We start from the raw sequence: 13,266 nt of genomic DNA on the forward strand, positions 1-13,266 counted from the left end.
TTTCGTGGGAGAAATGACAATGTCAACAAACCGGTTTTTTACTCAATTCGCCTCTATCTTTTGTTTATTGCTTGCTAGCGTTTTTGTCGTGCAAGCCGATGCGCCAAGTCACGAACAGCGCGAAAAAGAAGCCATCAAACCCTGGAGCGAAAACGCCTGGTATTGGTCATACAAAGGCGAGCCGGCGCTGCTTCTTGGCGGGTCGGATGAAGACAATCTATTCAACAATCTCGACATGATGAAAGACAATTTTGAGAAAATGAAAGCCTGCGGCGCGAATTACATTCGCAGCACGCTTTCTGTCCGCGATGAAGGCAACGTCTATCCATTTGAAAAAACGAACGGCTTGTTTGATCTCGATAAATTCAATCCTGAATATTGGCGCCGCTTAGAAGCCAGCATCGACCAAGCCTATCAACAAGACGCGTTTGTACAAATTGAATTATGGGCGACCTTTGACCACTACCGCGAGTATTGGTTGAAGCACCCGTTTAATCCCGCCAATAATAAGAACATTTCGGCGGACGCAACTGCCATGAAGCCCGAATGGGATTTTCATCCGGCGCAAAAGCGCAACCCGTTTTTCTTTTCGTTTCCCGAAATGAACAATGAGACGCTGCTATTGAAATACCAAAAAGCGTTCGTTAAAAAGGCGCTTGATGTTGCGCTGCCTTATCCCAATGTTTTGTATTGTATGGACAACGAAACCCGCGCACCGGCTGGCTGGTCGTTATTTTGGGGACGCTTTGTTCGTGAATATGCAAAACAAAAAGGCGTCACCGTTCAAGTGACCGAAATGTATGACAATTGGGATATCCGCGCCGATGAACACAAACCGACGTACATGAATCCTGACGTGTTTTCGTTCATGGAAGTTTCGCAAAACAATTGGCAAGAAGGCCAGACGCATTACGACCGCTTGTTGTGGATGCGAAACAACTTAGCCAATACGCCCGGCGGCGTTCGTCCGATGAGCAACGTCAAAGTCTATCATCGCCTGGGCGGCAATCGGCCTAACGATCCAGCGGTGGGCATTGAACGTTGGATGCGCAACGTGTTTGCGGGATGCGCGTCCACCCGGTTCCATCGGCCTGACAGCGGCCTTGGTTTGGCCCCGGAAGCGCAGACTCTAATCCGTTCGATGCGGACGTTTTTGAATGATTTCGATATCTTTCATTCCGAACCGGCGCCCGGCGTCTTGAGCGAGTGCGATGATAATGAAGCCTACTGCTTGGCGATTTCGGGCAAGGCGTATGCGCTGTATTTCCCCAAAGGCGGCGAGGTGAATTTGAAACTTCCTGAGCCAGTGAAGAGCGCGTTCGTGCGTTGGTTAGACCCAAACGCAGGCCAGTTTTTGTCGCCCAAGTCGGCGGACATCAAAGACAACGCGATCCGCTTGCAGTCGCCGGGGATGGAGGCGCCTTGGCTGGTGTTGGTCGAATGTCGATAAAATGAAAAGAGGCTGTTCTTGATTTGGCCAAATGCGAGTACGATTTGACCTCGTATGAATGAGACAGCCCAGATTCCAGACTCACTCGTAGATTCGAGCGTAACGCCGCCTTCGATCGAAGTGCGCCATGTGGCCAAGACGTTTGGCCCGCGCCATGTCTTGAAGGACATCAACTTTACTGTTCCGACGGGAAAGACGACGGTCATCATCGGCGGCAGCGGCAGCGGCAAATCGACTCTACTGCGCATCATGGTCGGCGTGTTGAAGCCAACGCGTGGGCAGGTGCTCTATGACGGCGTTGACATCGCCCCGATGGATGACGACGCCCTTGATCCCGTTCGTAAGCAATTTGGCATCCTCTTTCAAAACGGCGCCTTGTTTAACTCGATGACCGTTGGCGACAACGTAGCGCTGCCGTTGATTGAACACACCGACTTGGATTCCAAAATCATCAAGATGATTGTGAAGATGAAATTGGAACTGGTCGGTTTGCGCGGCTTCGAAGATTTAAAGCCCTCGCAGATTTCCGGCGGGATGAAAAAGCGCGTCGGCCTGGCGCGGGCGATTGCGCTCGATCCCGGCATTGTTTATTACGACGAACCGTCGGCGGGATTGGACCCGATTACTGCGGCGGTCATTGATGATTTGATGTTAGACTTGTCGCGCAAGATGAGCATTACCTCGGTGGTCGTCACTCACCACATGGACAGCGCGTTTAAAATCGCCGACCAGATGATTATGTTGCATGAAGGCAAAATTATCGCCGAAGGCCCGCCGCAAGAATTTGAAAACCCCACCGACCCGTTGATTAAGCAGTTTGTTGACGGGACGGCGGACGGCCCCATCAAATTTCACATGTCGGCGGACGATTATATTCAAGATTTGCTGAAAATGGATTGAGCGTTCTCTTGTTGCGTTTTTGTGAGAAGGGCGTCACACTTTGTCGCGTGAGCATTGAACAGAACAATGGATGAGAGGTCTTATCTATGGCGGCCGTTACGCTGTCTGAAGTCAAAGTCGGGTTATTGGTCATTCTTGCTGTCATGCTGGTTGTAGTGCTCACCATGTCATTGGGCAACTTTCAATCAATTTTCGCCGATTCGGTGACGGTGAGCGTGCGCGTCCCTAGCGTGGTCGGCATCGAACTCCACGCCCCGGTGACCTACGCTGGCGTACGGTTCGGCTCCGTGACCAAAAAACGCTACGACTTTGAAAACGACACTCCCGTCATTGAACTCACGCTTGATTATGATTCTCCGGTTTCGATGGATTCAAAAGTGGAATTCACTTCGTCTGGCATGTTGTCGCCTTTGTTTATTGAAATTTCCGGCGGAACCAAAGAGCAGCGTTTGAGCACGTTAATCGAAAAAGGAAATCTTGACCCGGAAAATATATATATCGACGGAACGCCGTATGCGTCCATCGGTGAATTTTTTGCGCTCGCCAGCGACGTGAAAATTGTGTTGGCAAAAGTCAACGACGTGTTGGACGGCATTCAAGAGCCGTTGGGCAAAGCCTCCGGCATTGTGGACGACCTGAGCGGCGAAGTAAAAGTGATCGCAAGTGAATTGCGTGAGATGTTGCAGGAAGCGCGCCCGCGTTTTCGCAATGTCTTAGACAAGTCCGGCGATTTGATTGCGAGCGCTTCGGGCGAAGTCGTGCCGACGTTGCGCAATCTACGCGAGGCGTCAGGCGACGTGTCGCCATTGGTGAAAAACGTCGGCGATAAGATGGACAAGGCGTTAGCGCAGGTGAATGATCTCATTGATGAGATTAGCCCGGATGCTTCCGCAACGGTGCGTGAGATGCGCCAATTGATGCAAAGCGTGAAGACCCGGATTGGCGAGATTCAAGACAAAGCGGCGACCTTGCTCGACGACGTTGATAAGGCCATCGTCGAAAACCGTTCTGAAATTGACGGGATGCTCGCGAATTTAAAAGAAACCTCCATCCATCTCAATGAACTGAGCGCACAACTCAACAAAGACCCTTGGCGGGTGGTTTGGAAGTCAGAGGGAAAACAATCGCCCGCGCGGGTATCGCCCAAGTGGGACCCGTTGCCCGCGCCATCGAAGTAAATTCGACCAGGACATTTTCCATGACTCGCATTGTGATAGCTCCAAACGCATTTAAAGAGAGTATTTCTGCGCCCGCCGCCGCCGCCGCAATTGCGCAAGGCGTGTTGCGCGTCATTCCCGATGCGGAAGTTGTGTGCGTTCCTGTCGCTGACGGAGGAGACGGAACAGCGGAGTCGGTACTGGCGGCGCGTGAGGGTAAGTGGCGTGAAGTCAAAGTCCATGATCCATTGATGCGGCCTATCCAATCCCGCTATGGAACCATCGATGATGGGCGCGTCGCCGTCATCGAAATGGCGGAGGCGTCGGGGCTGCGGTTGCTGGCGCCTGATGAGCGCAATCCAATGAAGACCAGCACATTCGGCGCCGGAGAATTGCTTCGCGATGCGTTAGATCGCGGCTGTGAAACCATCATTATGGGCATCGGCGGCAGCGCGACGGTTGACGGCGGACTCGGCATGGCGTCGGCCTTAGGCTATGGCTTGCTGGATTCAGCGGGCAATCCTATTGAAGCCAACGGCGGCGGATTGCAAATGCTCGCGCACATTGTTTCGCAGAATGTGCATCCCCAATTACGAAAAACAAAAATTCTTATCGCAAGCGACGTGACCAATCCATTGGTCGGCCCAGAGGGCGCCGCTGCGGTGTTTGGCCCGCAAAAAGGCGCGACGCCGGATATGGTGGACGCACTCGACGCAGGGCTGGTGAACGCGGCGCGCTGTTGGCGCGATGCGTTTGGCGTTGACGTCGCCGAGTTGCCGGGCGCGGGCGCTGCGGGCGGATTAGGCGCTGGGCTGGTTGCATTCTGCGGCGCGGAAATTCGTTCGGGATTTGACTTGGTGGCTGATACCGTCAAATTAGATGACGCCTTGCAAGGCGCACAGTTGGTCATCACCGGCGAAGGCAAAATAGACGAGCAAACCCAATACGGCAAAGCGCCTGCGGGCGTTGCTGCTCGAGCGAAGCGGTTTGGCGTTCCTGCCGTTGGGTTGGCGGGCAGTCTCTCCGGTGATTTATCCGCCTTGTATACTAACGGTATGACAGCGCTCTTCTCGATAGTCCCGGGGCCGATGTCGCTAGACGACGCGATGGCGAATGCGAAAACTCTTCTGGCCGACGCCAGCGAACAGGTGGTTCGATTGTGGCAAAACTCCAACTAACCGTCATTATCATGGGGGCCGGACAGGTAGGGCAGGGCCTGGCGCGCCGTCTTACCAAAGAAGGCCATCAGGTAAAAATCATCGACGCCAATACCACGCTGTTGGCTGAGATTGAGAACCATGTTGATGCGATGTGCATTGCTGGCAATGGCGCCAGCGCCCAGGTGTTGATCGACGCGGGCATTCAAAACGCTGATCTGTTCATTGGCGTCAGCGACAATGACGAGTGCAACATGGTGTCGGCGTCGTTGGCAAAACAATTTAATGTCACAACCGCTATCGCGCGGGTCAGAAACGAAGAATATCTGGTACCCGACCGCGCATTGTACGCGGATGCGATGCACATGGATTTGATTATCAACCCTGATGAAGTGGCTTCGCTGGAACTACACGATTTGTTGATGATTCCCATGGCGAACAGCGTGGCGGAATTCGCCGAAGGCCGCTTGAAATTGATCGGCTTTCAAGTGAAGCCAGAATCGCTTTTGTGCGGCAAGGCGCTGAAAGAGTTGCCCAAACTCGGCTATGACGAAACCCTGCTATTTGCCTGCGTCGTGCGCAGCGGAGACGTGGTGGTGCCGCGCGGCGACACGATTGTGAATGCGGGCGACCAAGTGTACGTTATCACATCGCCCAGCGCTTATGGATATCTAAGTGAACTGGGCGGAGTCAAAGACGCGACCTTGAAGAAAGTTGTTGTCGTCGGCGCCAGCCGGGCGGCGTTCTTTTTGGCGGAACGGCTCGAAGCCGCCGGTGTTCACCTCATTATCATCGAAGAAGATGAAGCGCGCTGCGAACTCTTCGCTGACCTCTTGCAAGAAGCAACCATCCTGCACGGCGACGGTACCGATATGAGCATGTTGAAAGAGGCGGGGGTGCGCGACGCGGACGGATTTATTGCGTCGTCTCAAGATGATGAGACCAACATCCTCGCGGCGCTTTTGGCTAAGCAGGAAGGCGCCAAGCGCGTCATCAGCATTACCCGCAAGCCGCAGTACATTCCCTTGTTGCGGTTTATTGAACCCATCGACGTTGCGATCAATCCAAGGCTTTCGACTATCAACGCCATCATGCGGTTTGTTCGCAAAGGCAAAACGCTTTCGATGACAACTTTAGCCGATGACCGGGCGGAAGCGATTGAACTTGAAGTCGTAGAAACTTCGCCGTTAGTCGGAAAAAAATTAAAAGAGAACCCGTTTCCACAAAATGTGTTGTTAGGCGCGATTGTGCGTGGGGATGAAATCATTATTCCCAAAGGAGAGGACGCGCTGCTTGCCGGCGATCATGCCATTATGATTGCGCTCAGTGAATCTGTGGGGAAACTGGATGACTTATTTGCCGATCAAGAAAAAAACGGGTGGCGTTCGATGATGAAAAAGGCCGCCCAAAATTTGACGACCAACGGAAAATCATAATAACGAGACTGGCTTAATTTCTAACTGTTTTCTTGTGAAACGATCGCTGCGAGTTGCGGCCCTGAATCGCCTGCGTCTTTGTCGTGATATTCGCGACGCTCAGTAAGGTTTCCCTCTTGGTCATAGATAAACTGAACATGAAAACCGTCTGAATAGTGAATAGCAGTAAGGCGATTGGCGTCGTCATACTCATAATTAGAGGTAACCTCGGCTTTGACAGTCTCTTGAATATCTTCAGTGGTTACATTTGAGTCGCTCTGCAGGCTGAAAAAACAACCAACCACCACCATCAAGCCAACTAGAAGCATCAACGCTTGGATCCGGTCTCGTATTTCCATTGCCCTACATCCTATAAAAATTAGTTACATTTTGCAATCTTATGTTTCCACTATACCACCTGAAAAGAAAAAAGAAAGAGAAAAATAACATTTTTTTTAAATATTATATTTGAATAGTCATTCTATACCCAATTACTCAATTACTTCAATAATCCTATAAGGTTTTTGTAAAGGCGGAAAAGAGGGTTCTTGCGAATGGATTCGAGGTCATGTTTTAAACATTCGTTTTCATGCTGAAGTTGAAAGACGCTTTCCTGTAAATCCAACAGTCGTTGTTCACGATCTTGGTCTCGCGAAGATAAAAGAGGTGAGTTTGCAGGTCTTTTTGTGGGCGATTCAAGTAAGTCAAGCAGGGGTTTTATGCGACTTTCTTGTGAGATTTCTACTGACGCCGCTGAGGCTCCACGCCGTTTCGCGACGAGGTCGCAACGCTCCAAGGCAAGTTGCGCGACGATGCTGCTCAGCTGTTTGTGATCGCCGTTGGAAACCACCCACCCGGCGTTATGTTGCTCAATCATTCTTGCCCAGGCTGATTCCGGCGTCACGATGCAAGGCGTTCCCGCCCAGAGCGCCGTCCCGGTACGCAAGTCAGACGACAGGCGCCGCTCTTCGGTGGGAGCGCTCAGGTCAAGCGCAACCGCCGAGCGTTTGAGTTCGGTGACGTAATCGGTGAACGCGTATTGTCCAAGCCAAGAGACGCGATTGTGCTGTGCGTAGGATTGGTAGAATGGACCAAGGGATTCTTCATCGCCGTTGGCGCCGACGATTGCCAGCTGGCCGCGGTCAGCTTTTTGCAAGGCATCGACGACGCATTGGAAGGCGGCGCGGCGGTCATGCCACGGCCAGAACATGCCGCCCCAAAGAAAGAGCGGCTCGTCTTCCACATGGCCTTGGCGCGATTTAGGCATCTCGCGCATACAAAACGGCGCGACGCGTAAGCGGTTTTCCGAGGGGTCCCAGCCCGCCCACGACAACCATGCGGAATAGTAGCCGCGTTGCCGTTCATCGGCGCAGACGGCGTAGTCGGCTTGCGCGAGACAGAAGAGTTTGTCGGTCATGTGTTGAAGATAGTTATCCGGGTCGCGCCAGTGATATTCCATCATCAACGGCCCCGGCAAGTCAACAATCACGGGTATCTTGAGCGGTTCTTTTAAATAGGTGAGGGGCTGCCATTGTTCAAACAAAACAGCGTCATGGTTCGAACCGTTTAGCAATTGGTGAAGTTGCTCCGGGCGGTAAAATTCGACGGGAAAATCAAACCGTGGATCGAGTGAGCCGCGCCAGTCTTCCAGTAGCCAATAGGTGCAGTCTACGCCGGATTGTTTTAAAACATCGCCCAGGCCGCTAATTCGGACGCCGCCCCCGGCGCAAGGCCGGGGCGAGTAGGGTAGGTTTTCTGTCGTAACAAGAGCAAGTGAGCCAGGCATAATGATTGATATCTTTTCGATGGTATGGTCGCCGCTGGTCAGTATACACAAGTTTCTCCGCGCCCCAAACAAAAACGGCCCTCGATATGAGGGCCGTTGGTATGAAACAGACCGCCTGTGCCGTGTGGGTGGCGTTGAGAAGACCTTACTCAACAGGTGGGCCCTACAGCCTGCCACGCCGCCTTCCCCTATAGGGCATGAGGCGAAAGCAGACGACAAGAGCCCAATAGTGCTAACATTAGCCTCTCAAACTGTGTCCCGATCACGCACACCGCAGAACCGTTTCAATTTTTATTCAGCGTTGAAGTGCGGCGTCAGTTAATGGCTATATAATAGTGACAGCGGCGGGTTTCTTCAATTCTTTTTGACGGCTTTTTTTGCAGGATTCGCTTTGTCGGATTAAAGTATGATTATGGACGGGTTCCGCTAAAACAGACCCATTAGTCAAATTCACAATAAATGTCTACAATTTAGTGATATGCGGTTTGATTTTTGATGAAATATTGATCTGCCCCACAATAAGAAAGGAAACAAACTAATGATTTGGAAGAAACAAGGTTTTATCGTGTTTGTACTGTCAAGCATTCTCATGGTCGGAGCCTGGGCGGTGGTGTCGCCTTCAGGAGCGCAAAATATTACTCCTCAAGACTTTGACGATTCTGATACGCGTGATTACCCGGTTACATCAACAGTAGACGTCGAAATCAAAGGCCTGGCTTCGATTGGCGAAGTTTACATGTTGGAGGGGATCGACAACGAAACCACCGTCACAGTTGAAAATGGAAAATCGGCCCCGGGTGGTACTCGATATGCGCGGTTGGTTTTTCATGGCGTCTTCGATAAAAAGATGCGCGACTGGCGCGATGAAATTATTGCTGGCACCGTGAATAAACGAGACATCTGGGTGGATATTCGAAATAAAAGCGGCTCCCGCGTATTGCGCGTCATCTATAAAAATTGCTGGCCTGCGCGTTTGACGCTGCCTCCTCTGTCGATTGAAAGTTCAACCCGCTACATGGAACGATACGAGTTTGCTTACGATAGTTTTGAACTGACCGATTAACGCTAGCCGCAGCAGAAAGTCTACTGGCAAGAAAGTGAGTTGACGCAAATGATGAAAAAATTAACATTGATAATGGCTGCGGTGTTTCTGGTCGCTGGTTTTGTGGTTGGGCAGGATGCGGTAGATATTGAGACGTCGTTTGGTGAATCCGATCTCTACATTCTTTATGCGGACGGTTCCATCAAAACGATTGGAACTGCGGTGGATTACGGCAGCGCAGAAGATATCACTGCTGTTGATTTTACCCTGACTCCAACCCGCAACGGCTATTACATTTTGGATGACGAAGCCGGGCTGCATACCTTTGGCGACGCGGTGAGTTTTGGGGTTCCTGAACTGGAACGGAGAGAAAATGTGGTGGCGTTAGAACCGGACCCCTCGTTTTTGGGGATGTATTTTCTCACCGATGAAGGCAAAGTCTTGACCGTCGGGGAAGCGGTGTTTCGCGGCGAACTGGTGATGGACAACGCCGTTGACATTGAACTGACCAACAGCGGCAAAGGCTACATCGTATTGTATGAGACAGGCGAATTGGCTTTTTTCGGAGACGCCACCAACTATGGGTTCTCTGAATCAAGCAAATTAAAAGCGGTTGACCTCGAAGTCATCCAAGGTGGTTACTACGTTCTGTATGAAAACGGCGAGGTCAAATCATTTGGCTTGTCAGTCCAATTGCCGACAGCGGATACTCTGCCTACGGCTGCCGTCGCGCTTTCGCTTTCAGGACAAGGCTATCGAATTATTGATGAAGAAGGAAACATCCTGAGTTTCATCCGTCCTGAACTGCAGAGCCTGACGCAAAGCCTGAGTTCGCGCTACACCTCGATCTATGCAACCACGGGCGATTATCGTCCCGCACAAACCACGCCGACGCCAAAACCGAGCACGCCTTTCTTTGAACTCGCGAATAACGACTTTGAAGAAGCGCGGATTGGTATTCTGCCCACAAGTAAAGAAGCGCCTCAATCAATGACGACTGGTCAATTGAGCTTGCCGTCTGGCGGGACGTTTGTCTTACTGGCTGAAGAAAACGCCTTACCGCGTGAAATTCATTGGTTTAATCCAGATGAGGTTGATGCCGAATATACGGGCGTGACCTTTGCTACATTGGTTAGCAGTCGCGGCGGCGCTTCGATTGCGGGGATTTCCTATAGTGCGGCGCAAGGGCTGGTCGCATTGGTTCGTGACTTTAACGGAGTGCACCTGGTTTTAATCAAAGGCGATTTTGAGCCGTCTGCGATTTCTGCATTTGGAACATTTGAATAACTGAACTCCAAATCAAATCCAATCGCCGCCGGGAGAAATTTCTCATCGGCGGCGATTTTTTATTAAAAAAAATTACAAATTCCAAGCCTTCCACACCGCAATGGTATCAGCAAGTTTAGGAACCACGTCGCCGTCGATGCCGTAGCCTTGTATGCCAAGCGGACCGCTGTATCCCGCTTGCTTAAACGCTGTAACGAATGACAACACGTCGTAGTCGCCTTCGCCTAAGGGAAGTATGCCCGCGCGAACTTCAATCTCTTTAGCATTGTTAAACGAGCCGTTGATAGTGACGCAATCGAGATAAGGCAGCACGGTTTCAATGGCGGCCTCTAAATTGTCGGGACCTTCGACCTTCAACCAATGATAAAGATTAAAGGTAATGCGCAAGCGAGGATCGTTAAATTGTTTGGCTAGACGCGCCATGTCGGACGCCCGTTCGCCCCAATAGTTGACGTGAGGGTAGAGTGAAATCGGCAAGTCCGCCGCGAAGGATTTTTCCGCCGCATGATGAAGCGCGGACAGCGCCTTCGAGTCGCCTGCAGGGTCAGACTGCTTGTATGTCTTGCTGGTGATGGGGACATGCAGTTTCGTCTTGCGGCCCTTGAGGCGGTCGATTACCTTTTGCATCAACGGACTAACGCCTTCGTCGTCGATGTTGATTCCAACGTAGACTGTGACCAACTCCACGCCCATTGATTCGGTTAGATCGGCGACTTCGAGAAATTCGTCCCAGCGTTCATCACCCATCCCCAATGAAAAGCAGATGGCGTTCACGCCTTGCGATTTGAGAAAGGCGAGGCGGTCTTTCCACGCGGGTTTGGGTTCGGCGAACCAAAACCAGGTATCCATAATGAACAATGGATCGGCGAATGAATTTGCGTTCGCGGCGAAAGCTGAGGCCCCGCTCATCGCTAGCGATGTTGCGAGAAAATCACGGCGGTTAAGTTGCATGGTTTGCTCCTTTTACGATTTTGATTTTCGTGCTTTTCGGTAGAGTTCTTTTTGTTCCTTCGACATTTTTTCTGTCGCGTACTGATATATCTTTCGCGGAGCGGAATTTTTATATTTCAGCAATAGCGCTTCGACTGGCTTTGGGCTGACCTTCCAATATTCACGCAGAAACCAGCCCAGGCCTTGTTGAACAAAACGCTCGTCGTCCATCATCAAAGGTTCAATAAATTCGAGGTGCTTTTTGAGTGGCTTCGTTTTTACCAGCCCGATCATGGATACCGGGACAGCCCGCCGTTTCCATTTTGAGGGCGACTGGCGCCAAGCGCTCATCTCTTCAAATGAGACGATTTGTTGGGTCAGAAAATGCTCCAACACTTCACCGCACAACACGTCGGTGTGCCCCCAGTTGATAATGCCGCTGTCGAGCCAGGCGCCTAGGCGTTGAAAGTCGGGCGCTTTGAATTGATCTTTGAAGCCCATCGCGTAATGGACGGCGAACGACGCTTCTTCATACTTGCCGGATGAAAGTAGTTTGTCTGCTAGTGGATAGATGTCGTCACGCGAGCCGGTCGCTTTCAGGTCAGTGACAAGCCGTTCGGCTTTCTCAATAAAAATTTCTTTCTCGATACCGTAGGCGTCATAGCCTTCGGTGAAGTAACGCTCATACTTTTTGGCTTGATCTGGGTTGGCATTCGCTTTCAAAAATTTTTGAATGTCAGCAATGATGGATTTGAGCCGCTTATCGCTTGCCATCATATTTCCCCCTGGAATACAATGTGTGAACTGTCGGTACTATCTCAAAAAACTCAATTCATTGATAGATGTTTGGCTATTCCAATTGGTTTAGGATGACGAAAAACCATCCCAAAAAAAGTCTTATAGATTCAATTGGTGGGGTAAGTATAAAGAACTCACCCTATTTTAGGTCGCGATAAACCGGGGGGAGGGCGAGGCTCCCGCCGAGCCGCAGAGTATCGAAGCACTTTCTTTTATCTCGGCTCACCAGGAGGTTCGCCCTCCCCATAATTCGAGACCGCCGCGTCGTCTAATGGACTCCAATTGTTTTTGTTTTGCTTTTATAGTGGTTGCCAGAATTATGTGCGGATTGAGTTTTCATAACTGTATCTATCGCTGAGCCCCTGTTTTCGGCAGGCAGGCTACGGGCGCGCTTAACGCAAGTTTTTTGTCAAACGCTCTATATGTTGTCAACGCGCGTTCCGTGATTGTCGGCTTTAAGAAAGCGCGTCTCAAATTCGAGGCCGTGTTTGGCGACGGCGTCTTGCATGGCGGCGGCGACTTGCTCTTTGTTGCGCAAGGTCATCGCCATCATGGTCGAGCCGGAGCCGCTTAAGTAAGCGCCCAGTGCGCCCGCTTCACGCGCGGCGTTGATGACGTCATACAGCGGCTTCAGCGCGGGGATATTGGCTTGGCGTTGAGGTTGATGCAAGCGGTCGTCCATCAAATCGCCGACGGCGTCCCACTCGCCTTGGGCGAATGCCATCGAGAGAAGGATGCCATGCGAAAGATTATGGACAGCGTCTTCGCGTAAAACTTCAGGCGAAAAGATAATACGCGCTTTGTCGGTTTCGACTTCGGCGTGAGGCGACACCGCCACGAAGTCGATGGTTTCTGGAACCTCGGCTTTGTAGCAGCGCAGGCGGCCATTCACTACGCCGGACGCGGTAAAACCGCCGTAATACGCAGCGGCGGCGTTGTCGGTGCAGCCTTCCAGTTCGGACGCCCATTGTACGATATGCGCCGCGCCGACGCCCAGTTTTAATAGGCGGTTCAAGCCTTCCATGATGGCGATGCGTAAGGTCGCGCTGCTGCCAAGGCCGCGCGCGATGGGGACGCGGTTTTCTATGCGAAACGAGACGCCGCGCGGCTCCGCATTGGAGCGTTGGAAGAAATGGTTGGCGCAGACTTCGCACATTTTGCCGCAGATCACACGCATGTCGTCTGCGATTGGCGAATCAGATTCCAGCGAGAATCCCGCGCCGTTTAATTCGAGTTCAAACGAGTTGAAGAGGTTGAGCGCGATGCCCAGCGTATCGTAGCCGGTTCCAATATTGGCGGAGGTTGCGGGGACGTGAATCGTGATGCTCGTCATAATGGATGTGT

12 protein-coding genes are annotated in these 13,266 nt (G+C 51.7%); 7 read left to right on the top strand and 5 right to left on the bottom strand.

The window, feature by feature from the left end:
- Positions 1-19: 19 nt before the first annotated feature.
- The 5 genes from P9L94_20040 (at position 20) to trkA (ending at position 6,100) form a co-directional block, all read left to right on the top strand.
- The gene (locus P9L94_20040; protein MDP8246385.1) at positions 20-1,450 is read left to right on the top strand and encodes a hypothetical protein; all 1,431 of its coding nucleotides are present in this window, start codon (positions 20-22) and stop codon (positions 1,448-1,450) included.
- Between the two features lie 54 nt (positions 1,451-1,504).
- Complete coding sequence (locus P9L94_20045) at positions 1,505-2,350, top strand: ABC transporter ATP-binding protein (protein ID MDP8246386.1); 846 nt, start codon at positions 1,505-1,507, stop codon at positions 2,348-2,350.
- Between the two features lie 86 nt (positions 2,351-2,436).
- Positions 2,437-3,528 carry an MlaD family protein gene (locus P9L94_20050; GenBank protein ID MDP8246387.1) on the top strand — a complete coding sequence of 364 codons (1,092 nt, stop codon included), beginning with the start codon at positions 2,437-2,439 and terminating at the stop codon, positions 3,526-3,528.
- A gap of 20 nt (positions 3,529-3,548) precedes the next feature.
- A complete protein-coding gene (locus tag P9L94_20055) occupies positions 3,549-4,685 on the top strand; it encodes a glycerate kinase (GenBank protein MDP8246388.1) in 1,137 nt (378 codons plus the stop codon).
- A complete protein-coding gene (trkA, locus tag P9L94_20060; GenBank protein ID MDP8246389.1) occupies positions 4,667-6,100 on the top strand; it encodes a Trk system potassium transporter TrkA in 1,434 nt (477 codons plus the stop codon). Before P9L94_20055 ends, trkA begins: the two co-directional genes overlap by 19 nt.
- A gap of 20 nt (positions 6,101-6,120) precedes the next feature.
- On the opposite strand, the gene P9L94_20065 is transcribed toward trkA, so the two are convergent.
- Both P9L94_20065 and P9L94_20070 read right to left on the bottom strand, forming a co-directional pair.
- Complete coding sequence (locus P9L94_20065; GenBank protein MDP8246390.1) at positions 6,121-6,438, bottom strand: RHS repeat domain-containing protein; 318 nt, start codon at positions 6,436-6,438, stop codon at positions 6,121-6,123.
- Positions 6,439-6,578: 140 nt separating this feature from the next.
- Complete coding sequence (locus tag P9L94_20070) at positions 6,579-7,916, bottom strand: hypothetical protein (GenBank protein ID MDP8246391.1); 1,338 nt, start codon at positions 7,914-7,916, stop codon at positions 6,579-6,581.
- 487 nt (positions 7,917-8,403) lie between these two features.
- Here P9L94_20070 and P9L94_20075 point away from each other — a divergent pair, with 487 nt between their 5' ends.
- Both P9L94_20075 and P9L94_20080 read left to right on the top strand, forming a co-directional pair.
- Entirely contained in the window at positions 8,404-8,928 is a 525-nt protein-coding gene (locus P9L94_20075) for a phage tail protein (GenBank protein MDP8246392.1), read from the top strand.
- 48 nt (positions 8,929-8,976) lie between these two features.
- Complete coding sequence (locus tag P9L94_20080; GenBank protein MDP8246393.1) at positions 8,977-10,194, top strand: hypothetical protein; 1,218 nt, start codon at positions 8,977-8,979, stop codon at positions 10,192-10,194.
- 72 nt (positions 10,195-10,266) lie between these two features.
- Here P9L94_20080 and P9L94_20085 read toward each other — a convergent pair whose 3' ends face one another.
- The 3 genes from P9L94_20085 to thrB form a co-directional block, all read right to left on the bottom strand.
- The gene (locus P9L94_20085) at positions 10,267-11,145 is read right to left on the bottom strand and encodes a TIM barrel protein (protein MDP8246394.1); all 879 of its coding nucleotides are present in this window, start codon (positions 11,143-11,145) and stop codon (positions 10,267-10,269) included.
- 12 nt (positions 11,146-11,157) lie between these two features.
- Positions 11,158-11,901, bottom strand: coding sequence for a DNA alkylation repair protein (locus P9L94_20090; GenBank protein MDP8246395.1), 744 nt, complete (start codon positions 11,899-11,901; stop codon positions 11,158-11,160).
- Between the two features lie 439 nt (positions 11,902-12,340).
- Positions 12,341-13,255, bottom strand: a complete 915-nt coding sequence (gene thrB, locus P9L94_20095) for a homoserine kinase (protein ID MDP8246396.1) — start codon at positions 13,253-13,255, stop codon at positions 12,341-12,343.
- Positions 13,256-13,266 lie beyond the last annotated feature (11 nt).

This window comes from Candidatus Hinthialibacter antarcticus (assembly GCA_030765645.1).
Lineage (GTDB): Bacteria > Hinthialibacterota > Hinthialibacteria > Hinthialibacterales > Hinthialibacteraceae > Hinthialibacter > Hinthialibacter antarcticus.

Excerpts from the sequence above, each read along its gene's own strand:
- P9L94_20055 (MDP8246388.1), top strand. The coding sequence starts at position 3,549 with ATGACTCGCATTGTGATAGCTCCAAACGCATTTAAAGAGAGTATTTCT.
- P9L94_20085 (MDP8246394.1), bottom strand. The coding sequence starts at position 11,145 with ATGCAACTTAACCGCCGTGATTTTCTCGCAACATCGCTAGCGATGAGC.
- P9L94_20090 (MDP8246395.1), bottom strand. The coding sequence starts at position 11,901 with ATGATGGCAAGCGATAAGCGGCTCAAATCCATCATTGCTGACATTCAA.
- P9L94_20075 (MDP8246392.1), top strand. The coding sequence starts at position 8,404 with ATGATTTGGAAGAAACAAGGTTTTATCGTGTTTGTACTGTCAAGCATT.
- P9L94_20080 (MDP8246393.1), top strand. The coding sequence starts at position 8,977 with ATGATGAAAAAATTAACATTGATAATGGCTGCGGTGTTTCTGGTCGCT.
- P9L94_20040 (MDP8246385.1), top strand. The coding sequence starts at position 20 with ATGTCAACAAACCGGTTTTTTACTCAATTCGCCTCTATCTTTTGTTTA.
- P9L94_20065 (MDP8246390.1), bottom strand. The coding sequence starts at position 6,438 with ATGGAAATACGAGACCGGATCCAAGCGTTGATGCTTCTAGTTGGCTTG.
- P9L94_20050 (MDP8246387.1), top strand. The coding sequence starts at position 2,437 with ATGGCGGCCGTTACGCTGTCTGAAGTCAAAGTCGGGTTATTGGTCATT.
- P9L94_20045 (MDP8246386.1), top strand. The coding sequence starts at position 1,505 with ATGAATGAGACAGCCCAGATTCCAGACTCACTCGTAGATTCGAGCGTA.
- thrB (MDP8246396.1), bottom strand. The coding sequence starts at position 13,255 with ATGACGAGCATCACGATTCACGTCCCCGCAACCTCCGCCAATATTGGA.